Raw genomic sequence first — 20303 nt, forward strand, 5'->3', positions numbered from 1 at the left:
CAGATGGGGCATAATCTATCCCTAAGTTATCCAGCTTTGGATAGATCAACAATATCCTGAACCTCTGTACCTTCCAGGGTTTCTTTTTTATATAGGACATCGACAAGTGTTTCAAATTGCTCTGAATGATCCTTAATAATGGATTCAGCTCTTTCTAAAGCTTTTTGGAAAAGCTCCTGCATTTTTCTTTCTTTGTCCACTTTATTAAAGGTTAAAGTAAAGCCGTCTTCAAGTAATCCAGTATCAACCATTTGTTCAATGATATGCTTAGCCTGCTGAACATCGCCGCTTACACCGATACTGTGCTCGCCAAGATAGAGACGTTCTGCAACACCGCCGGCAAGAACCATAGCGGTCTGATCGAGCATATCGGTTGTAGTTGATAAATGCATTTCTTTAGGAATCGGCGCCACGTATCCAAGTGCCTGACCACGAGGAACAATTGTCGCCTTCCTGACAGATCCTGGCTTTGTTACGGCAGCTACAAGAGCATGACCGGATTCGTGAATGGCCACACGTCTTTTTGTATTAACATCCTGTAGTGCACGTGTTGCACTCCCAAGAATGGTACGATCAAGTGCATAATCAAGATCTTCCTTTGTAATCATCGATTGGCCCTTATTCACTGCTCGTCTGCTGGCAGTTTCAAAAAGCGAATGAAGGTCTGCACCGGAAAAACCAGAAGTACTTTCTGCAAGCTCTTCAAGTGAGTTCCTGACATCATCTGCAAGGATGCGGTTTTTCGTATGAATCTCAATAATTTCTTTTCTGCCTTTTGTATCTGGAAGCGGAACATTGAAAGTGAAATCAATTCTTCCAGGACGTACGAAGGCATCATCAAGCATGTCTTTTCTATTGGTTGCTGCAATGAAAAGTATCCCATCATTTGAATGTCCGCCATCAAGCTGAACAAGAAGCTCTGTCAGTGTTTTTTCACTTTCTTCGCCGCCATGCTGCTTTCTTTTTCCGGCAAGGGCATCCACCTCATCAATAAAAATGACGGCCGGCTTATGTTTTCTTGCATTTTGGAATAAGGTTCTGACACGGGAAGCGCCAACCCCAACAAACATTTCTGTAAAGGCAGAGCCGCTTGCAGAAAAGAAGGTTGCTCCTAGCTCTTTGGCAATAGCTTGTGCTAATAATGTTTTTCCTGTTCCTGGGGGACCATATAATAAAATCCCTTTTGGCGGATTTAAGCCCATTTTCACAGCACTTTGCGGATCTTTTAATACCGAAAGTGTCTGCATGATTTCATCTTTCATTTCTCCCTGAATTCCGCCGACGTCTGCAAGAGAAATGGACGGAAGGGGACTTGGCTTGGAGACACTTTGTTTCATAGTGTTGGCAGCTCCAACGCCGCCTTTGCCAGATTTAGCTAAATAAAAACCAATTGCAGCGATGAAAATAACAAGTGCACCAAGAATCCAAGGTGTATAAGGACTAGACGCTTCATAGCTGTATTGGACATTATAATTTTCCACTAATTTATCAACCATTTGACTATTTGGCGGAACATGTGATTCAAACTTACCATCACTAGTCTCAATCAAAAGCTTGCCATCTTTATATTCATTAAGTTTAATTGTTTCATTATTATATTGAGAAATAGTTTTTTCTACCGAGGAAAAAGGGATCTGAACGGTCTTTTTGCCTGTCTGAACGGTCCAAATGACTGCTGCAGAAATAATCAAAAATACGGTAATTACAGATACGATCATAGAAGTTTTGTTAAATCGTAATTTCAAGCTTTTCCCTCCTTTATGACACATATTCATTATAAAAAATATGCTATTATAATAATAGGCCCATTTTCATGTAAAATAATGAAATAAATGGCAGTCAGGCTATAAAATAAATATATAGGCAGGTGATCTCAATCATGGAACTAAATCCAAAAAGTCCGATTCCTCTTCATATTCAGCTTAAGGAGCGAATTCAATCCTTAATTAATGAAGGGCATTTTATAGAAAAGATTCCTAGTGAAAGAGAATTAATGGATGAGTATAAGGTAAGCAGGAGTACAGTAAGAGAAGCTGTTTCACATTTAGTTCGCGAAGGAGTACTAGAAAAAGTTCACGGAAAAGGAACTTTTATTTCCATGAGGCCTATCGAAGAATGGCTAGGCAATTTAAGCAGCACAACCGAGACAATACGCAAAATGGGGATGAAACCTGGAGCAAAATTAATCGAACATGGAAAAATAATTCCCTCGCAAGATATCATTGATACCACTGGATTTGAAGAGGCCTATTTTATTAAAAGAATCCGCTATGCCAATGATCAGCCATTAGCGATCGAACTGCAATATTATCCTGTAGAAATAGGGGAAAGGCTTGCACAATACGATATTAATCAAGGTACTTTATTCGATATTCTTGAACAAAATCTTCATATTCAGCTGTCTGAAGCAAAGCAGGTGATTACGGGCGGGCAGTTATCCAAAGAGGATGCTCAAGCTCTAGGAGTTCCGGAAACATTTAATGTGTTAAGTACAGAAAGATTATTAATGGATATTGATGATCAGTTAATTGAATATTATGTAGCTTATTTTAGAGCAGATATGTATTCCTTTCGAATTAACTTATCAAAAAAACACTCATAATGAAGGGGGGGATTGAGTGTTTTTTCTAAAAGATAAAACTTCTTTTAAAAATTTATCAAAATATATTGAAAATTTAAAATGTTTGTGTTTTAATTTAGTTGAGCATTTCATCCCTCAACTGGTACGGATGACGTGATGTAAGGATGATGCTGAGAAAAATAGGGAATGCTCATTCATGTATTCCCTGGTAAGCGAAAGGAAGGATCGTATGATTATCGGTGTTCCAAAAGAAATTAAGAACAACGAAAACCGTGTTTCCATGACACCTGGCAGTGTAGCCGCTTATGTCCAATCCGGACATACAGTACTTGTTGAAACCGGTGCCGGATTAGGGAGCGGCATCACAGATCAGATGTACAAAGAAGCCGGTGCCCAATTGGTTCCGCTGGCAAAGGATGCCTGGTCAGCAGACATGGTTGTCAAGGTAAAAGAGCCACAGCCTGAAGAATATCAATACTTCCGAAAAGATTTGATTTTATTTACTTATCTGCACTTGGCAGCAGAACCGGAACTGACAAAAGCATTAATTGACAGCGGTGTGACTGCTGTCGCCTACGAAACGATCCAGCTTGATAACGGAGCTCTTCCACTGTTAACACCAATGAGCGAAGTAGCCGGGAGGATGTCCGTTCAGCTAGGAGCGCAATTTTTAGAGAAAATCCATGGCGGTAAAGGTGTACTGCTGGGCGGTGTTCCAGGAGTAAAGCCAGGAAAAGTTGTAATTATCGGTGGGGGAGTTGTTGGGACAAACGCTGCTAAAATGGCCATTGGACTTGGAGCAGATGTGTCCATAATCGATATCAGCGCTGAACGTCTTCGTCAATTAGATGACCAGTTTGGCGGAAGAATTAAAACAGTGATGTCTAACCCCTATAATATTGCAAACGAAGTAAAAGAAGCGGATTTAGTTATCGGTGCCGTCCTTATACCAGGTGCAAAAGCTCCTCAGCTTGTTACAGAAGCAATGGTTAAAGAAATGGAACAAGGTTCAGTTATTGTTGATGTTGCCATTGATCAAGGCGGAGCAATAGAAACAAGCGATCACATTACTTCTCATGATTCTCCAACCTATACTAAACATGGTGTATTACATTATGCAGTGCCAAATATTCCAGGTGCTGTTTCTAAGACAGCGACTTTCGCTCTGGCAAATACCACCACACCATATGGATTGATTCTGGCAAACAAAGGCATTGAACAATCAATCGTATTACACCCTCCACTAGCAAAAGGCTTTAACACAATGAAAGGGAAAATAACCTATCGGGCCGTTGCAGAAGCACACAATTATCCATATACACCTATTGCAGAAATGATTCAAAAGACGCCTGCTACAACTAAATAAGGAGGAGAAAAAATGTCCAAACTTCAGATCAATGAAAATGAACAAATATTAAAAGATGATCAGGAGCATTTATGGCATGCAATGAGCCGCCATGTTGAAGGCGGAGTTCCAATGGTTGCCGAATCCGGGGAGGGAGCCTGGTTTTATGATATCAATGGCAAACGGTATTTAGATGGTGTATCAGGACTATGGTGTTTAAATCTAGGCCACGGACGCAAAGAAATTGTTGATGCTGCAGCAGAGCAAATGATGAAGCTATCTTATTTTCCTCTTACGTTAAGTCACACTCCGGCTATTAAACTATCAGCAAAAATCAGTGAATTGCTTGGCGATACTTATAAAACATTTTTCTCAAATAGCGGTTCGGAGGCTAATGAAACCGCCTTCAAAATAGCAAGGCAATACCATTTTCAAAATGGCAAGCCAGAGAAGCATAAATTCATCTCAAGATACCGTGCCTATCACGGAACCACAGCTGGGGCACTTAGTGCAACTGCCCAAGCCAACAGAAGATTTAAATACGGTCCAAGTATGCCGGGATTCCTTCATGTTCCGCCGCCATACAGCTACCGCTGCCCATTTGGCGAAGAAGTAACGGATTGCGATAAAGTAGCCGCGGATATGATTGACCAAGTCATAACATGGGAGGGCGCGGACACCGTTGCAGCTGTCATCATGGAACCATTTATCTCTGGGGGCGGAGTCATTATCCCTTCACCAGGCTATTTGCAAAGAGTAGCGGAAATCTGTAAAAAACATGATGTCCTGCTCATAATGGATGAAGTTGTTTCCGGTTTCGGACGTACGGGGAAAATGTTTGGGTTTATGCATTCAGAAGGTGTGCAGCCGGATATTATCACAATGGCCAAGGGGTTAACCAGCGGTTATTTGCCGTTAGGTGCAACAGCTGTCCATTCACGAATATATGAAAAGTTCAAAGAAAGCGGAGCAGATAATCACCTTCGTCATGTCTCCACATATGGCGGCCACCCTGCCAGCTGTGCCGTAGCCTTAAAAAATATTGAAATCATTGAAAACGAAAATATTGTTGCTAGAGTTGCCGAACTTGGAGAAAGCATCTTAGGTGGCTTAAGGGATTTAGACTCGCACAAAAATGTCGGTGAAATCCGCAGTGTTGGTTTCTTATACGGAATCGAAATGGTAGAAGATAAGCATTCGAAAACACCTATTTCTGAAGAGGTAATGGGGAAAATTATCGGGCAATGCAAGGAAAAGGGGCTGATCATTGGCAGAAACGGTGATACTGTTCCTGGATACGGCAATGTCCTCATAATTGCACCGCCGCTTGTCTCGACTGAAGAAGATCTAAAGTTTGTTGTAGAAACGGTTACCTCCGTGATTCAGGCATTATAAGCAAAATTAATAAAATAAAAAACTTATTAATCTATATAAATAGGAAAGGGACGTGTTAAACCATGGCAAAAGCTGAAAAGGAACTAACTGCGCTGAAAACAAAGAAAATGAGAATGACTCCAAGTGAGGCAATTGTAGAAACACTTGTCGCAGAAGGGGTTACACATATTTCAGGAATTTTAGGATCAGCATTTATGGATATGCTCGATCTATTGCCAACGGCAGGGATCCGATTCATTGGTGTCAGACATGAACAAAGTGCAGCCCATATGGAAGATGCCTATGCAAGAGTGGGCGGTATTGCTGGCGTAGTCATCGGACAGAACGGACCTGGGATTACTAATATGGTCACATCCGTTGCTGCAGCAAATCAAGCGCATACACCAATGGTCGTCATTTCCCCATCTGCGGGAACGCCAACTGTTGGTTGGGATGGCTTTCAAGAGGCTGATCAGGTCTCAATCTTTAAAGCGATTACAAAGGAAACAGTAAGGGTCACACATCCAAGCCGTGTAGCCGATTGTCTAAGAACAGCCTTTCGTATTGCTTATGCTGAGCGTGGACCAGTTCTTTTTGACATTCCTAGAGACTATTTCTATGGAGAATTAGAAGATTATATCCTTGAGCCGCATCAATACCGTGTTGATAATCGCGGATGTGGATCACTCGAATTAATCGATAAAGCGGTTGATTTGATTGCATCCGCAAAAAATCCTGTAATCATCTCAGGAAGAGGGGTTGTTGATTCTGATGGAATTGATACGGTGAAGGAAATTGCCGATTATTTAACCATTCCTGCAGCGGTTTCTTACATGCATAACGATGCGTTCCCGGCAAATCATCCGCTAGCAGTTGGTCCAATCGGCTATATGGGATCAAAAGCTGCCATGAATACTCTAAAAGATGCAGATGTTGTTCTTGCTATTGGTACGCGCTTATCCGTGTTCGGCACGCTGCCATGCTATGATATTGACTACTTCCCAAAGAATGCGAAAATCATTCAGGTGGATATTAATCCGCGAAATATTGCCAGAACCCATCCTGTTGAAGTTGGAATTATCGGTGATGCAAAAGCAGCGTCAGATGAAATTCTAAAACGTCTAAAAGAAAAAGTGCCGAATGCCATGCCAAAACAGGAAAAACTGCGCAAGGTTGCAGAAGAAAAGGCAAACTGGGAGAAGGAGCTAATTGATTTGGCCATGGTAGAAGGAACCCCAATTAATCCTCGCCGCGCACTTTTAGAGCTTACGAGAGTATTGCCGGAAAATACCATTGTTACTACTGATATCGGGAACGTCTCTTCTACTGCAAATGCCTATTTAAAATTTAATCAGGGCCGCAAACATATCGCTGCGTTAACTTTCGGAAATACAGGATTTGCCTACCCTTCTGCATTAGGAGCAAAACTTGCAAGTCCAGATAGCCCGGTAGTAGCCATTGTTGGCGACGGTGCATGGGGGATGAGCTTACATGAAGTAAGTACTGCGGTTGAAGAGAATATCCCTGTTGTTGCATGTGTATTTAATAATAATGCATGGTGTGCGGAAAAGAAAAACCAAGTAGATTTTTATAATAATCGTTTTGTCGGCGCAGATATTCAGAACCCGGATTTTGCTGAAGTTGCAAGATCAATGGGAGCAGTCGGAATAAATGTTGATAAAGCAGAGGATGTTGGTCCTGCTATTAAGCAAGCAATTGAATCAAACAAACCTACCGTTATTAATATTCAAGTTGATGGAACCCAGCTGGCACCTCCATTTAGAAAAGATGCACTGAAGATGCCTACTAGATTATTGCCAAAGTATAGCCATCTAGATCACAAAAACTGGTAATAGACACTACCTAGAAGGAGCTTCGTCAATGAACAAAGCTCCTTCTTTTTATATAACCGCCCTAAGGTTCGTAAAGCGCCTGAAGTGGAAATCAACGGGCTAAGTCTAGACAATAAATTAATATACTAGGAGGGGAAAGATGCAAAAGAGGGCTGAACTGCAGAAAACTTTCAAACCGCATTGGGTATGGGCAATCGCTCTGGGGTCTGCCATTGGCTGGGGCTGTTTCATATTGCCAACAGAATGGCTTGGAAAAGCAGGTCCACTTGGAACAATCATAGGCTTATCAATTGGTGCAGTATTAATGATGGTGATCGCTGTAAGCTATGGGGTATTAATTGAAAAATATCCTGTTTCAGGCGGAGAATTCGCTTATGCTTACCTGGGATTTGGAAGAGATCATGCATTCATTTGCGGGTGGTTTTTGACCCTTGCCTATATTTGTATTGTTGCTTTAAATGCCTCAGCACTTTCATTACTGGGAAAGTTTCTTCTCCCGTCTTTTACAGATGTTGTTCCTTTATATGAAATTGGCGGGTGGCAGGTTTATCTGGGGGAAGTACTGATTGCATCGTTCGCTTTAGTTATTTTTGCTTATTTAAACATTAAAGGGGCCTCATTATCCGGTAATTTGCAATTTATTTTTTGCTTAGTTCTTGTCGGAGGTGTTTTACTTTTAACATTAAGCATGCTCCTGAATCCTGCATCCAGTTTAGATAATCTGCAGCCTTTATTTAGACCAGATATCCCAGCCTTATCGGGAATTATTGCCATTATAGCCATTGCTCCTTGGGCTTATATAGGATTTGACAATATTCCTCAAGCAGCCGAAGAATTTAATTTCCCTCCAAAAAAGGCGTTTCGGTTAATTATCTACTCTCTAATTGTGGCTTGTCTGCTTTATTGCTTCATGATTATTGCAACAGCAGTAGCAATGCCTTGGCAGCAGCTGGTAGCTGGAAATCCTGCTTGGGGAACTGGTGATGTAGTTTCAGATACGCTTGGATTGATCGGGGTGCTGTTGCTGGCATTATCCTTATTAATGGGGGTTTTTACAGGTCTAAATGGGTTTTATGTCTCATCAAGCCGCTTGCTTTTTGCAATGGGTCGGGCAAAAGTCCTTCCAGATGCATTTACTAACCTTCATCCTAAGTATGGTACGCCGCACGTCGGTGTCATTTTTACTTGCTTATTCTGTTTAGTAGCGCCATGGTTTGGCCGGCCCGTTTTATTATGGATTGTTGACATGTCTGCCACGGGTGTAACAATAGCCTATTTCTATACATCCCTTACAGCATATAAGGAATTTAAATGGAGCGCTAATAGCAGGGGAGAAGCCAAGACTGTATCACCCATAAAGAAGCTCATTGCCTTAATTGGGGCACTAAGCGGTTTAGCTTTTCTTGGTTTGCTGCTGATCCCAGGTTCTCCATCTGCCTTAGGTATGCCATCACTAATTGCTCTGGCTGTATGGGTTATCTTAGGAACGGTCTTCTATATGTATAAAAGAAGGGAATACCATAAGATCTCTAAGGATTCACTAGATTACTATATTTTAGGAGATGCCTATACGAAAAATACATCTGGTGAGAATAATGGACCGCCATCAATCAATGTGGATGCCTAATCATGAATTGGCTCAATTTTACTTTACCTTGTAAGACAATTCATATATACTTTGGTTATTAATCATATAAGCGTAACCACAAGGGGAGCTAAGTGCTGAGAGTGAACAGATTTCTGTTCTGACCCTTCGAACCTGTTAGTTAATTCTAGCGAAGGAATGTGGATTTGAGTAGTGGATTATTCCTAAGTCTATCTATTCTCCCCTTGAGGTGACGATTCAAATGAAAGGGGAGATTTTTTATGAAGAAATTAAGTTTAATTGCATTAATTGAGGCTTCATTTTTTGCGGCGTTTGCGATTGTACTAGATCTTTTGCCTTCCATTAAACCAACGCCAAACATCTCGATTTCCATTGCCATGATTCCAATTTTTATTCTTGCCTTTCGCTGGGGATTTAGGGTAAGTTTTCTTTCAGGCCTATTATGGGGAATTCTTCAGATAGCCATGGGAGATGCTTGGATTGCAACACCTGTGCAAGCATTTATTGAGTATTTCATTGCTTTTGCATGTATTGGATTTGCGGGTCTATTATTTAATCAGATCCAAAAAGAAATTCGATTCGGGTCCAAAAAGAAGGCATTGGGGTGGATTACTGCAGCAGTATTTGCAGGAAGCTTTGCACGGTATTTCTGGCACTTCATTGCCGGCGTTATTTTCTTTGGCGAATATGCGCCAGAAGGGATGTCACCATTTGTATTTTCCCTAGCAGTAAATGGGGTTACGATGCTCGGAGCAGCTATTCTTTGCTCAATCGTTGCTGTTCTGCTTATTTCAACAGCTCCACGATTAATCATTAGAAACGATCCCACATTACTTATTGAACAGAAAAAAGTATCGTAAGCAATTTTTAAAATAGGCGTTTCCCTTTAAAAGGGAAGCGCTTTTTTTGTAAATTTATCATTAAATATTGACAATTCTGTGAACAAAGTTAGAATATTCTTAAAAGGAGTTGAGAAGAATGAGACAAATCAGTGAGTTATTATTAATAAAAAAGATCACAGTTGTTTGTATAATGTTAAGCATAATGGGAATTTTAACGAGTCTGTTCGTAAGTGGACTGATAGGAGACTATACTTTTGCCATCGCATTTGGATTATTAATTTCATCCATTATTGTTTTCGGTATCATTCTTTTCATTAATGTTATGGAGGAAATGACAGACGGAAGCCAAGGCTATAGATAAAAAAAGAAATCGGCTTATTAGCCGATTTCTTTCATTAATATTAGTGCATGTGTCCTGAACTCATGACCCAAATAGATCCAACAACAATAACCACTGCCATGAACACACCGTACGCAATATTAACGACATTGGTCTTGCCGTCTTCACCTTCACGCAGGTGCATAAACATGAATAACTGGATGCCAGCTTGAAAAACGGCTAGGGTACCGATGATCCACATGATAACTTTGAATGATAAATCTGTTTTTAAGGCAATTCCAGCTGCAGAGAAGGTTAGAATGAGAGAAAAGATAAAACCAACCACATGGCTGACTGGAAAGCCCTTCATTTGTTTTTCCATTTATCCCACCAACCCTTTTAAATAAACAAATGTGAAAATAAAGATCCAAACTACATCAAGGAAATGCCAGTACAGTCCGATAATAAAAGTTTTTCTTGCCGTTACTGGTGTCAAGCCTCTTTTTAAAAGCTGAATAATTACCATCGTTGCCCAGCCGATACCTAAGGTAACGTGGGCACCATGGGTGCCAAGTAAAACAAATAGGCTGGAAAGGAAAGCACTGGTTTGCATTGTCGCCCCTTCATGGACATAGTGAATGAACTCATTAATTTCCATGAATAAAAAGCCGCCCCCGAGAAGCAATGTCACTACAAACCAGGCTATAAGGCCTTTTAGATTGTGCCGGCGCATTTCAAATATCGCCAGACCCATTGTAAAGCTGCTAGTTAGCAAGAGGACCGTTTGAATCATGACATCCTTGATCACAATAATATCCTGGTGGGTAGGTCCGCCAGCATAACGCTGGTAAAGGACCCCATATACTCCAAAGAGTGTTGCGAACAATATGATCTCCGCACCAAGGAAAATCCAGAAGCCGAGAATATTCATCCGGTCTTGCTCTCTTTGATATTCAAGCGGCAAAGCTGTGTTTACATTAGCTGACATGATCGTGCACCTCACCCTCAACATTTCGCCATGATTTTTCTATGCTCTTAATTTCATTAACTTTTACATGATAACCATCATCATAATCAAATGAACGGATAATTAATCCGGAAATAATGCCGATACCGGCAATTGCAGCGGCAATATGCCACTCAAACACAAGGAAGAATCCCGCAATACCGAATACGGCGCCCATGAAAATCGGAAGTCCTGAATTGCTTGGCATATGAATTTCTTCTATTTCACTTTCCTTCAAAGTTAGACCTTGATGCTCTTTTTTCATATGCCAGAAAGCATCAAGCCTGTTTACCTCTGGAAGTTTAGCAAAGTTATAGTATTGAACTGGTGAAGCTGTAGACCATTCAAGTGTTCTTGCATCCCATGGATCACTGGAAATATTGCGGTCAGCATGGCGAATACTCCAATAAATGTTATAACAAAACGCAGCGAACCCTAAGGCTAGAATCGCAGCACCAATCGCTGATAAACCAAATAATGGAGCAAAGCCAGACTCAGCTGAGTAGGTGTAAGCTCGGCGAACAGCCCCATCTAGGCCAAGGAAGAACATTGGGAAAAATGTAAGGTTAAAACCAATCACAAATAACCAGAAATGCCATTTTCCGATCTTTTCGTTTAGCATAAATCCAAACATTTTTGGCCACCAGTAATATATGCCGGCAAATACCGCAAATACAACTCCAGGAATGATTGTGTAATGGAAGTGGGCGACAAGGAATAGCGTATTATGGTACTGGAAATCCGCTGCCCCCATTCCAAGCATGACACCAGTTACACCGCCGATGAGGAAGCATGGGATAAAAGCAAGCGCCCATAGCATTGGCGTTGTCATCTTAATGCGGCCTTTTCTCATGGTGAAAAGCCAGTTAAATATTTTTATTCCTGTTGGTACCGCAATTAACATGGTTGAAATTGAGAAAATCGAGTTAACTGTAGGTCCTGAACCCATTGTGAAAAAGTGGTGGACCCATACCAGCATACTTAGAATTGCAATAGATACAATTGAAACAATCATAGATTTATAGCCATAAAGAGATTTCCGCGAAAAAGTCGAGATGACTTCAGAATATATACCAAAGGCTGGGAGAATCAAGATATATACCTCTGGATGTCCCCATAGCCAGAAAAGGTTGGCCCATAACATATCCAATCCGCCGCCGGATAGAGTGAAGAAGTGTGTACCGTATAGGCGGTCAGTTGTCATAAGGGCAAGTGCGACTGTAAAGATAGGGAAGGCTGCCACAATGATTATGGAAGTTATGAAACCAGTCCATGTAAACATTGGCATTTTCATTAAGGTCATACCTTTTGTTCTCATTTTCAAAATCGTCACGATAAAGTTAATTCCCGAAATCAGGGTACCGATTCCGGCAATCTGCAGCGCAACCGCATAATAGTTATTCGCAATACTTGGACTGAACTCTTTTCCAGCAAGCGGGAAGTAGGAAGTCCAGCCAGCATCCGGAGATCCTCCGACAACAAATGAAATATTAAACAGCATAGCACCACTAAAGAATAGCCAAAAGCTTAGTGCGTTTAACTGCGGGAAGGCCACATCTCTTGCGCCAATTTGCAGTGGAATGACAACGTTCATGATTCCAATCAGCATTGGCATGGCCATAAAGATAATCATAATAACCCCGTGGGTTGTAAAAACTTCATTATAATGCTGGGCATTTAAAAATTCCATTTCCGGTCTGGCGGTTTGGGCCTTCATGAGTAAGCCGTCGACACCGCCGCGGAAAAACATGAGTACACCAGCAATAATATACATAACACCAATTTTTTTGTGGTCAACTGTTGTAAGCCATTCTGTCCAAAGCCATTTCCATTTTTTTAAATAGGTGATCCCGGCAATAACTCCAACCATCGTTAGTACAATAGCAATCTGTGAACCTAGTATAAGCGGGTCGCCAGTAATTAAGATTTCATCCCATTTAATGTTCATCATGTTCACCCCCATGATTTGTGTGTGCATTTGCTTCTAGCTGATTCGTATTTTCTTCTGATTTATTTTTATAATTATCATTTTCTTCAAAGATCTTTCCTTGGTAACCATGACCCCTGTAGCTTTCAGGATTTGTATATGTTTTTGAATTAGGATCAGCATGGTTCACCCATTCAAGATGAGTATTAGAGAAGGTTTTTCGTCCTAAAACAGTTGGCTGAAGCAAATCCTCGTACTCTTCTTCAGTTAATTTAGGGGCACGGCTCTGTGCTTCCTCAACCCACTCATCAAACTCTTCTTGTGTTTGCGCTAAAACCTCAAATTCCATATCTGCATAGCCGCGGCCATTAAAGTTTGTGTTTTTTCCTTGATAGGAGCCTGGGTTGTCAGCAACCAGATACATGTCAGTCTCCATTTTACCCATTGTATATTTTTGACCGCCTAAAGCAGGGACCCAAAATGATTGCATCGTTCCTGCAGATGTTAATTTAAACAAAACTGGGCGGTCTTCAGGGATATTGACATAATTAACAGTTTCAATTCCTTCTTCAGGATAACTGAATATCCATTTCCAGTCCGCTGATGTTACATGGACAATGAGGGGTTCCTTATTCTCATACCCTTTTGGAACCTTATCCAAATCATATAAAGTGGTGACAGTTGGAATTGTTAGTGCAATAACGATTAAAAAGGGAATTGCCGTCCAGGTGATCTCAAGCCAAATGCTTCCATGTTCCTCTGGGGGTTCATAATTCATATTTTCCTTTTTTTCACGATACTTCCACACAATTGTGATAAATAGGACCATAACGACGACAACTACAATAAGCATCCAAACTAGAGACCAGTTAATCAGATCTGTAATGCTTCTGGCAGCCGGACCCTGCGGCTGAAAAACTACCAAATCACAGCCGCTCAATACGCTTGCAGTAAAAAGGGCCATTAGAGGCAGCAATAACTTTTTTAACTTCATAAGATTCCAGCTCCTTATAGAGTAATACCATTAATTCTTTAAAAGAAAATCTTGTTAAATGTATTTCCACTGTGATGATGATGATAACATGGGGGACGAGGTTTTGTTGTGACGAAAAATCGAAGTAAAAAAATGTAAATCAGAATTTTTTCGGGGGGACAGGCACACCCCTTGATACACGTGGTTTTTCGGCGATAATTAAAATTTGAACACTTTTTGAACAATTATTTTCAAAAAGTAAATAAAAAAAAGACATCTTAAAAAGATGTCTTTTCGCTATTTTTATCTTTTGCTGACTTTTCTTCTAAATATAAAGATAGAAAGTCCTATGAAAACGAGCCAAATAAAGATACCTGAAGGAGATACAGCCTGATCCTTGTCCAATTCTTCATGCTGGCTGACTTCTTCAATTTTTTTCTTCAGCTCTTCATTTTTCAGTACTTCCTCAGCAAGGGGAGGTTCTGCCGGGACACTTGCTGCATCATCTTCGGTATCCATTTGTTCATCCAAGCCTTCCGTGCTGCCAGGTGTTTCTATATCAGCATACATGCCTTTTGATAGCTTCTTTGCATCGGCCATCGCCTCGATGATTTGATCTTCGTATAAATAATCATCATAATCATAGAAGTCCTCGACCAAACCCGCTCTTGTCACTTCTTCTTGAAGAAGTTTATCGTCTACCCATACCCAGGCCAAGAGGCGATTATATTTATCAAAAAGAGTGCTGCCATCTGTCTCAATCGTTAGTGATCCAGATTTTAAATAAGAGCACGTAAAGACGCTTGCTTCCATGCCGAATGGTTCTGTTTCATTCGTACTTTCTGGCGTATCAATATATAAGAAGCGAATCTTATATGTTTGTCCATTAATTTTAAAATAGGCAGTATCCCCATCCACACACCGAACTAGTTCAGCTGGGTATTTTTCACCAAGGACCAGGGATTCATCGGGAGTAGTAGAGGCTTTCTCACTGGCTGCAGGTGATAGGGCTGGAAAAGCGCTAAATATCAAACAGCCAATCAAAAGGATATAGACCCGTTTTATTTTATACAATTTTATGTACCTCCTGTAACCTTATACGGTAATCTATATTACCATATAACTGCTATTTCTCGCCACTTTTTACAATTTTCTAACAAATATATGCGCTAGAAATCAAAAAATGAAACAGGAGCTGCACCTCCATGCTTCATTTTTTGATGATGGGCTCTAGCTGGTGAATGAGCTCTTTCAGGAGCTCTTGAACGGTTATTTGGTGTTCATTTTGTCCTTTATTTAAAGCCTGCTGTAAAACCTTAGCAAATTCATAGGATTTTACTTGCCGGTTCATCCATTAACACCTTCTATTATATTAATGTCATCAGACTCAAGGATAAAAATCATTACAGTATATTAACCGTCAACTTTAATTGTGACTTAAAGCCTGGGGGCATTTGCTGAATCTTTTATAAAGAAATATTTTTTTAGTTTACTACCCCCAAAAACAGGGAACTAAACATCGAATGATCTTGTAAATATTTGAATGTATTTTTCAAAAAGGAGATCTGATGTATGCGTTTAATTCCTACCGATATTGACAAACTCTTGGAAGCGACAGAAGAAATGGCGGATGATAATTTAGGGTATATGATCAGACAAATTGAAATTGACAAATTACTTGAGCTCACACAGGATTGGTAAAAATACAATATCACAAAAAATCCACTCGCATGAGTGGATTTTTTGTTTAAACACATATACTGGAAATAACTGATAACAATTGTAACAATTGGAACCCCCTTTGCGTCAAAGTCATTAAAGGGGTGATGTTTTATCAAGAAAAAATGGTTTTTGTTTGGCGGGGTCCTGTTCATTATCATGACCTTGATCACAATGATAACTTTCAAACCGTCTTATTCCGCAGTGACAGATTCTGGAATAACTGAAGCAGGGGATATCGCAAGCATTGAATCTAAGGAAGCTTTAAATGCTTACTTTCTTAAAAGATTAAAAGAAGAAGAAAAGAGGATGAAACAATCTATCTGGAAGGAATCCGCTGCAGCAAGTGAAGAATCTTCAAAGGCTGATACCGGCAGTTCACAAGATTTTTCAAATACGAATGTTCAGGTTGAGGGGATCGATGAGGGGGATACCGTAAAAACAGACGGTACACATATCTTCCAAGTGAAGGATGGCAAGCTGCAATTGATACGTGCTGTCCCGGCCAGCGAAATGACACTAGATGCACTCATTACGTATGATCCATCATTCTCGCCGACTCAGCTTTTTTTGCATAAAAATTCTTTAATTGTCATGGGCCATAGCTATGAAAAAATGACCAATACAACCCACGGCAAAGGAAAAGACATAGGGATTGCGCCTATCCATGAAACAACCAAGGCGATTATATATGATGTCAAAGATAAGAAGAATCCAAAAAAACTAAGGGAAATTGATATAGAAGGTACATTGGTCTCTTCTAGGCTTATGGACGGCAAAGTATATCTCATTGCCAATAAATATCCCGATATTTGGCTTCTTAAGGAGAATGCTGAAATAGACCTTCGACCGCGTTATTATGATTCCCAGCAGGGAGCGCAGGCTCAGGCAGCTGATTACAAGGATATTCAGTATTTTCCGCAGTCGCAAGAAACTAATTTTACAAACATTGCTGTTATTGATCTAGAGAATCCGAATACAAAAATGCAGGTTACAGCATTTGTAGGCAGCGGCGATCAATTATATATGTCTAAGGAAAATCTTTATCTTGCCGTCAATAAATTTGTTCCTTGGATGATCGAAACATCCAGGTCCAGTAAGCCGCAAACAACGGTCTATAAATTTTCAATCAACGGTATGAAAGTTGATTTTCACAGTTCAAGTGACATTAAGGGAACAATATTAAACCAATTCTCAATGGACGAGTACAAGGGATACTTTCGCATCGCTACAACAGATGGCTTTGTTTGGGATGAAGATCGGCCGTCAGCAAATAATCTATATATTCTGGATGAAAACCTCGATGAAGTTGGCAAGCTTGAGAATTTAGCGAGAGGGGAGCGGATCTATTCTGCCCGCTTTATGAATGACAGGATCTATATTGTCACATTTAGAGAAACAGACCCGCTGTTTGTTATAGACGGTTCAGATCCGAAAAATCCTAAAGTACTCGGTGAATTAAAAATCCCGGGCTTTAGTAATTATCTTCACCCATATGATGAAAACCACTTAATTGGTTTTGGCCATGATACGAAGGTATCAGGGAAAGGTATAAGGGATCGGCCAATTATTCTAACTGATGGTGTAAAGATTTCACTTTTTGACGTAACTGACATGGCCAATCCAAAGGAAAAATTCACAGAAATCATAGGAGGCAGGGGAACGTACTCCCCATTAAACTATGATCATAAAGCTTTATTATTTAATAAGAAACAAAACGTGATCGCATTCCCAATTGCGGTTTATGAAAATAAGAAAAATAGTCCATATGAGTCTGAATTCAACTTCCAAGGAGCTTATGTGTACAAACTTGATTTAACTAAAGGGTTCAGCCTTAAAACAAAAATTACACATCAAAAAGAAAAAATACCCTATGAAGAATGGGAAAATAATATTGATAGACTAATTTATATCGGTGATGCTATGTACGCTTTATCACCTGATAAAATCAGCGCCTATGATCTGAATTCGTTTCAGGAGATAGGTGAATGGACAATAAAGTAGAAATGAAAGGGGGCTTTTGCTTTCGCAAAATATGCGAGAGAAGCCCCCTGTTGATTTCTATTGATCCTCGGAATTAACCATGATCCCAGCAACCTGTGTCAGCCTGGAATAAAAAGCTTCACCCGCAGGGCTTTTATCTAATCCAATTTCTTCAAAAGCTTCCTTCATGCAGCGAAGCCAGGCTTTAGCACGCGTAGGGGTAATTTCAAAGGGCATATGGCGATAGCGCATAGCTGGCGCCCCAAACTCTTCGCTGTATAGGGCGGGTCCCCCAGTAAATTGCGATAGAAACATTCGCTGCTTTCTTTTAATTTCTTCCATGTCGCCAACAAATAATGGAGCTAAATCATCATCAGCGTATACACGGGGATAAAAGGCATTAACTAGTTCTTCCAATGTTTCAGCTCCGCCAATCTCTCCAAAAAGTGTGTTAATTTTATAATCCATTTAAATCACCGTCCTATTTAATCCTCTATTTATATTAATTATAATAATATCACATACGGCTTTTTGTGATTCATATCACAGTTCAATAAATATTATTTTTTTCAAAATAATAGAAAGCATTGCCTCGTTTGACGGCAATGCTTTACATCAATCAAATGGATTATAATCATTTTCCTCAGGTTCCTTTGTTGTGCCAATTGAACTTTCAGCATCAAGATCTGTATTTGTCACAATGGAATCTGTTGTAAAAGCTATAATAGGATCGTATTTCAAATGATGCATTTCTGGAACACCAGTATCCATCACCGCACCTCCTCGTTTATAGAATGCAGGAATTACTGCAAATTTATTCGAGCGGAGAATTTTGAATAAGGCTATATGTAAATTCAAATGATAAGGAAAAAACATTCTTAGGAGGCAGACCTTAGTATGAACAAAGAAAAGGGATTTAATTGCCAAGAGGATAAAGATGTTTTTCATCACTTATTGGAAGAACAGATAGCCTATATTTCAGTTATGGAAGAAGAGGAAAGAATGCGGGAAGAGTTTGAAAATAATGCAGGGGAAAATAGCAATGAATTTTAAAATTAAAATAGGCTTATCCGTCCTAAATGTTCTTTTTCTTTTATGTCTATATTCGCCGCAAACCCTGTATGCCAAGCCTGATGCACCACCATATGCTAAATGGGGCAGACTTGCTATGGAAACAGCCATGGAAAAATATCCAAACGCTGATATTGTTGATTACTTGCATATTGGCAGAGAGGATAAAGGAAATATTGCAACAGAGAGATTTAAGCTATGGGCTAAAGAAGCGGGGCAGGAATTTGGAATCTATATTGATATTGATTTTGATCCAAAAAACGACAAAGTCATTAAAATCAGCACAAGGCAATCAGCTACATAAAACAGATAAAAGCTCTTGTTATAAATCAAGAGCTTTTATCTGTTTTCTTTCCTTGTTTAAGATACTGGCAAAGGCAGTATTCAAGTCTTCGATTAAGTCGTAAGAATCCTCAATTCCAACAGAAAATCGCAGTAACCGGTTGCATACTCCAGTCTGCATCCTGACAGCTTCTGGGATGTCTGCGTGCGTTTGTGTGGCTGGATACGTAATAAAGCTTTCAACTCCGCCTAGACTTTCAGCAAAACTAATCAGGGATAGGTTTTGCAAAAAAGGGTTAACCCAACTTTCATCCTTGATGCGAAATGAGATCATACCTCCGCGTCCCGGATAAAGAACATCTGTGACTGCTTCATGATTCAATAAATAGCTGGCAATTTCTTTTGCATTTTTTTCATGTCTTTCCATTCTTAATGAGAGGGTCTTCATTCCCCGTATGAGCAGCCAGGAATCGAACGGACTTAATACCGCCCCTGCCGAATTGTGATACAAAGCAAGCAGTTCGCATAATATTTTTCCCTTTGCAGCGATGAGCCCTGCCAATACATCATTATGACCGCCAAGGTATTTTGTTGCACTATGAATGACAATATCTGCACCGAGTTTTAACGGTTTCTGCAGTATTGGGGTAAAAAAAGTATTGTCAACGATAAGCAAAAGCTGATGCTCTTTTGCAAAAACAGCAACTTCAGCGATATTTGTCTGTTCCATTAAAGGATTAGTAGGGGTTTCCAGAAAAATCGCTTTAGTACTATCTGTTATTTCCTTTTCTAGCTCAAAAGGTGAGAACGAGCTTAGATATTTACATGTTATTCCCCATTTTTTAAAGGCCTTTTCAAAAAGTCTATATGTACCGCCATATAAATCCTTTGAAACAAGAATCTCATCACCGGATTTAAAGATTGAGAGGACAGTAAAGATGGCTGCCATTCCAGAACTGCAGGCATATCCTTGGTCACCTTCCTCCAGATCTGCAATGGCTTTTTCGAGGATTGCCCGTGTAGGGTTTCCAGTTCGACTGTAATCGTAGCCAGTTGACTCGCCAATCCCTTCATGACGATAGGCAGTCGAAAAATATACTGGCGGATTAACTGTTCCAGTTAGTGTTTCACTGCGGTTGCCGATTTGAGCGAGTATGGTATCATGCTTATACATATTTATCGCACTCCTTTTTCTCGGCTTAATTTCACCTCAAAATGAAATGAAAAAAAGCCTTCTTTAAGAAGAAGACTTATCGGTTAAGAATCGCCATTCTTCTTATCTTCCAAGCTTCTTTAGAAACTTGCAGGAATTAGCACCTTTTCAATCGTTTTATGATTGAAGGTTGCTGAGGCGTCTTAGGGCCTGAACCCTCGACCTCTCTGGATAAGAACTTTAAAAGTTTTTAATTTTCTTAAAGAATA

Annotated in this window: 21 protein-coding genes and 2 riboswitches; of the genes, 11 read left to right on the forward strand and 10 right to left on the reverse strand. The window is 40.1% G+C overall.

From position 1 onward, the window contains the following. Nucleotides 1–26: 26 nt before the first annotated feature. Nucleotides 27–1745, reverse strand: coding sequence for an AAA family ATPase (locus AC1Q59_RS00760; RefSeq protein WP_492363856.1), 1719 nt, complete (start codon nt 1743–1745; stop codon nt 27–29). A 134-nt stretch (nt 1746–1879) separates the two neighbouring features. On the opposite strand from AC1Q59_RS00760, the gene AC1Q59_RS00765 reads away from it, so the two are divergent. The 7 genes from AC1Q59_RS00765 to AC1Q59_RS00795 all read left to right on the forward strand — a co-directional run bounded on the left by AC1Q59_RS00765 (nt 1880) and on the right by AC1Q59_RS00795 (nt 9962). Beyond that, nucleotides 1880–2602 (forward strand): GntR family transcriptional regulator, encoded by a 723-nt coding sequence (locus AC1Q59_RS00765; RefSeq protein ID WP_492363857.1) that lies wholly within the window; start codon nt 1880–1882, stop codon nt 2600–2602. A 208-nt stretch (nt 2603–2810) separates the two neighbouring features. Then, the gene (gene ald / locus AC1Q59_RS00770; RefSeq protein ID WP_492363858.1) at nt 2811–3947 is read left to right on the forward strand and encodes an alanine dehydrogenase; all 1137 of its coding nucleotides are present in this window, start codon (nt 2811–2813) and stop codon (nt 3945–3947) included. Nucleotides 3948–3959: 12 nt separating this feature from the next. After that, nucleotides 3960–5321 (forward strand): aminotransferase, encoded by a 1362-nt coding sequence (locus AC1Q59_RS00775; RefSeq protein ID WP_492363859.1) that lies wholly within the window; start codon nt 3960–3962, stop codon nt 5319–5321. A 62-nt stretch (nt 5322–5383) separates the two neighbouring features. Then, a complete protein-coding gene (xsc, locus tag AC1Q59_RS00780) occupies nt 5384–7153 on the forward strand; it encodes a sulfoacetaldehyde acetyltransferase (protein ID WP_492363860.1) in 1770 nt (589 codons plus the stop codon). A gap of 139 nt (nt 7154–7292) precedes the next feature. Further along, complete coding sequence (locus AC1Q59_RS00785) at nt 7293–8780, forward strand: APC family permease (RefSeq protein ID WP_492363861.1); 1488 nt, start codon at nt 7293–7295, stop codon at nt 8778–8780. A 71-nt stretch (nt 8781–8851) separates the two neighbouring features. Further along, nucleotides 8852–8954, forward strand: a riboswitch (TPP riboswitch). Between the two features lie 65 nt (nt 8955–9019). Continuing rightward, on the forward strand, nt 9020–9619 hold the full coding sequence (gene thiT, locus AC1Q59_RS00790; protein ID WP_492363862.1) for an energy-coupled thiamine transporter ThiT: 600 nt from the start codon (nt 9020–9022) through the stop codon (nt 9617–9619). A gap of 118 nt (nt 9620–9737) precedes the next feature. Next, the gene (locus AC1Q59_RS00795; protein ID WP_492363863.1) at nt 9738–9962 is read left to right on the forward strand and encodes a hypothetical protein; all 225 of its coding nucleotides are present in this window, start codon (nt 9738–9740) and stop codon (nt 9960–9962) included. A gap of 40 nt (nt 9963–10002) precedes the next feature. On the opposite strand, the gene qoxD is transcribed toward AC1Q59_RS00795, so the two are convergent. From qoxD to AC1Q59_RS00825, 6 genes are all read right to left on the reverse strand, one after another. Further along, a complete protein-coding gene (gene qoxD, locus AC1Q59_RS00800; protein WP_492363864.1) occupies nt 10003–10302 on the reverse strand; it encodes a cytochrome aa3 quinol oxidase subunit IV in 300 nt (99 codons plus the stop codon). After that, complete coding sequence (qoxC, locus tag AC1Q59_RS00805; RefSeq protein ID WP_492363865.1) at nt 10303–10908, reverse strand: cytochrome aa3 quinol oxidase subunit III; 606 nt, start codon at nt 10906–10908, stop codon at nt 10303–10305. It abuts the gene before it with no gap. After that, nucleotides 10898–12874: a cytochrome aa3 quinol oxidase subunit I gene (gene qoxB / locus AC1Q59_RS00810; protein ID WP_492364314.1), complete on the reverse strand. Its 1977-nt coding sequence runs from the start codon at nt 12872–12874 to the stop codon at nt 10898–10900. The genes qoxC and qoxB overlap by 11 nt, the downstream gene beginning before the upstream one ends. Beyond that, entirely contained in the window at nt 12864–13847 is a 984-nt protein-coding gene (gene qoxA, locus AC1Q59_RS00815) for a cytochrome aa3 quinol oxidase subunit II (RefSeq protein WP_492363866.1), read from the reverse strand. Before qoxA ends, qoxB begins: the two co-directional genes overlap by 11 nt. A gap of 282 nt (nt 13848–14129) precedes the next feature. After that, complete coding sequence (locus AC1Q59_RS00820; protein WP_492363867.1) at nt 14130–14900, reverse strand: thermonuclease family protein; 771 nt, start codon at nt 14898–14900, stop codon at nt 14130–14132. Between the two features lie 136 nt (nt 14901–15036). Beyond that, the gene (locus AC1Q59_RS00825) at nt 15037–15177 is read right to left on the reverse strand and encodes a YwzD family small protein (RefSeq protein WP_492363868.1); all 141 of its coding nucleotides are present in this window, start codon (nt 15175–15177) and stop codon (nt 15037–15039) included. Between the two features lie 221 nt (nt 15178–15398). Between AC1Q59_RS00825 and AC1Q59_RS00830 the strand changes: the two genes are divergently transcribed. Continuing rightward, nucleotides 15399–15527: a hypothetical protein gene (locus AC1Q59_RS00830; RefSeq protein ID WP_492363869.1), complete on the forward strand. Its 129-nt coding sequence runs from the start codon at nt 15399–15401 to the stop codon at nt 15525–15527. A 177-nt stretch (nt 15528–15704) separates the two neighbouring features. Next, nucleotides 15705–17549: a beta-propeller domain-containing protein gene (locus AC1Q59_RS00835; RefSeq protein WP_492363870.1), complete on the forward strand. Its 1845-nt coding sequence runs from the start codon at nt 15705–15707 to the stop codon at nt 17547–17549. 57 nt (nt 17550–17606) lie between these two features. Here AC1Q59_RS00835 and AC1Q59_RS00840 read toward each other — a convergent pair whose 3' ends face one another. Together AC1Q59_RS00840 and AC1Q59_RS00845 are read right to left on the reverse strand one after the other, a co-directional pair. After that, on the reverse strand, nt 17607–17996 hold the full coding sequence (locus AC1Q59_RS00840) for a globin domain-containing protein (RefSeq protein WP_492363871.1): 390 nt from the start codon (nt 17994–17996) through the stop codon (nt 17607–17609). A 147-nt stretch (nt 17997–18143) separates the two neighbouring features. Continuing rightward, the gene (locus AC1Q59_RS00845) at nt 18144–18299 is read right to left on the reverse strand and encodes a hypothetical protein (RefSeq protein WP_492363872.1); all 156 of its coding nucleotides are present in this window, start codon (nt 18297–18299) and stop codon (nt 18144–18146) included. Nucleotides 18300–18425: 126 nt separating this feature from the next. Here AC1Q59_RS00845 and AC1Q59_RS00850 point away from each other — a divergent pair, with 126 nt between their 5' ends. Both AC1Q59_RS00850 and AC1Q59_RS00855 read left to right on the forward strand, forming a co-directional pair. Continuing rightward, nucleotides 18426–18581 (forward strand): hypothetical protein, encoded by a 156-nt coding sequence (locus tag AC1Q59_RS00850; protein ID WP_492363873.1) that lies wholly within the window; start codon nt 18426–18428, stop codon nt 18579–18581. Beyond that, complete coding sequence (locus AC1Q59_RS00855; RefSeq protein WP_492363874.1) at nt 18571–18903, forward strand: DUF3889 domain-containing protein; 333 nt, start codon at nt 18571–18573, stop codon at nt 18901–18903. The genes AC1Q59_RS00850 and AC1Q59_RS00855 overlap by 11 nt, the downstream gene beginning before the upstream one ends. A gap of 18 nt (nt 18904–18921) precedes the next feature. Here the strand turns inward: AC1Q59_RS00855 and AC1Q59_RS00860 are convergent, their stop codons facing one another. Further along, on the reverse strand, nt 18922–20055 hold the full coding sequence (locus AC1Q59_RS00860) for a methionine biosynthesis PLP-dependent protein (RefSeq protein ID WP_492363875.1): 1134 nt from the start codon (nt 20053–20055) through the stop codon (nt 18922–18924). Nucleotides 20056–20154: 99 nt separating this feature from the next. Continuing rightward, nucleotides 20155–20272, reverse strand: a riboswitch (SAM riboswitch). Nucleotides 20273–20303 lie beyond the last annotated feature (31 nt).

The sequence above is a fragment of the Cytobacillus sp. MT66 genome, assembly GCF_058792595.1.

Coding starts and splice junctions, on each gene's coding strand:
- AC1Q59_RS00765 (WP_492363857.1), top strand. CDS start 1,880: ATGGAACTAAATCCAAAAAGTCCGATTCCTCTTCATATTCAGCTTAAG.
- ald (WP_492363858.1), top strand. CDS start 2,811: ATGATTATCGGTGTTCCAAAAGAAATTAAGAACAACGAAAACCGTGTT.
- AC1Q59_RS00775 (WP_492363859.1), top strand. CDS start 3,960: ATGTCCAAACTTCAGATCAATGAAAATGAACAAATATTAAAAGATGAT.
- xsc (WP_492363860.1), top strand. CDS start 5,384: ATGGCAAAAGCTGAAAAGGAACTAACTGCGCTGAAAACAAAGAAAATG.
- AC1Q59_RS00785 (WP_492363861.1), top strand. CDS start 7,293: ATGCAAAAGAGGGCTGAACTGCAGAAAACTTTCAAACCGCATTGGGTA.
- thiT (WP_492363862.1), top strand. CDS start 9,020: ATGAAGAAATTAAGTTTAATTGCATTAATTGAGGCTTCATTTTTTGCG.
- AC1Q59_RS00795 (WP_492363863.1), top strand. CDS start 9,738: ATGAGACAAATCAGTGAGTTATTATTAATAAAAAAGATCACAGTTGTT.
- qoxD (WP_492363864.1), bottom strand. CDS start 10,302: ATGGAAAAACAAATGAAGGGCTTTCCAGTCAGCCATGTGGTTGGTTTT.
- qoxC (WP_492363865.1), bottom strand. CDS start 10,908: ATGTCAGCTAATGTAAACACAGCTTTGCCGCTTGAATATCAAAGAGAG.
- qoxB (WP_492364314.1), bottom strand. CDS start 12,874: ATGAACATTAAATGGGATGAAATCTTAATTACTGGCGACCCGCTTATA.
- qoxA (WP_492363866.1), bottom strand. CDS start 13,847: ATGAAGTTAAAAAAGTTATTGCTGCCTCTAATGGCCCTTTTTACTGCA.
- AC1Q59_RS00825 (WP_492363868.1), bottom strand. CDS start 15,177: ATGAACCGGCAAGTAAAATCCTATGAATTTGCTAAGGTTTTACAGCAG.
- AC1Q59_RS00830 (WP_492363869.1), top strand. CDS start 15,399: ATGCGTTTAATTCCTACCGATATTGACAAACTCTTGGAAGCGACAGAA.
- AC1Q59_RS00835 (WP_492363870.1), top strand. CDS start 15,705: ATGACCTTGATCACAATGATAACTTTCAAACCGTCTTATTCCGCAGTG.
- AC1Q59_RS00840 (WP_492363871.1), bottom strand. CDS start 17,996: ATGGATTATAAAATTAACACACTTTTTGGAGAGATTGGCGGAGCTGAA.
- AC1Q59_RS00845 (WP_492363872.1), bottom strand. CDS start 18,299: ATGGATACTGGTGTTCCAGAAATGCATCATTTGAAATACGATCCTATT.
- AC1Q59_RS00850 (WP_492363873.1), top strand. CDS start 18,426: ATGAACAAAGAAAAGGGATTTAATTGCCAAGAGGATAAAGATGTTTTT.
- AC1Q59_RS00855 (WP_492363874.1), top strand. CDS start 18,571: ATGAATTTTAAAATTAAAATAGGCTTATCCGTCCTAAATGTTCTTTTT.
- AC1Q59_RS00860 (WP_492363875.1), bottom strand. CDS start 20,055: ATGTATAAGCATGATACCATACTCGCTCAAATCGGCAACCGCAGTGAA.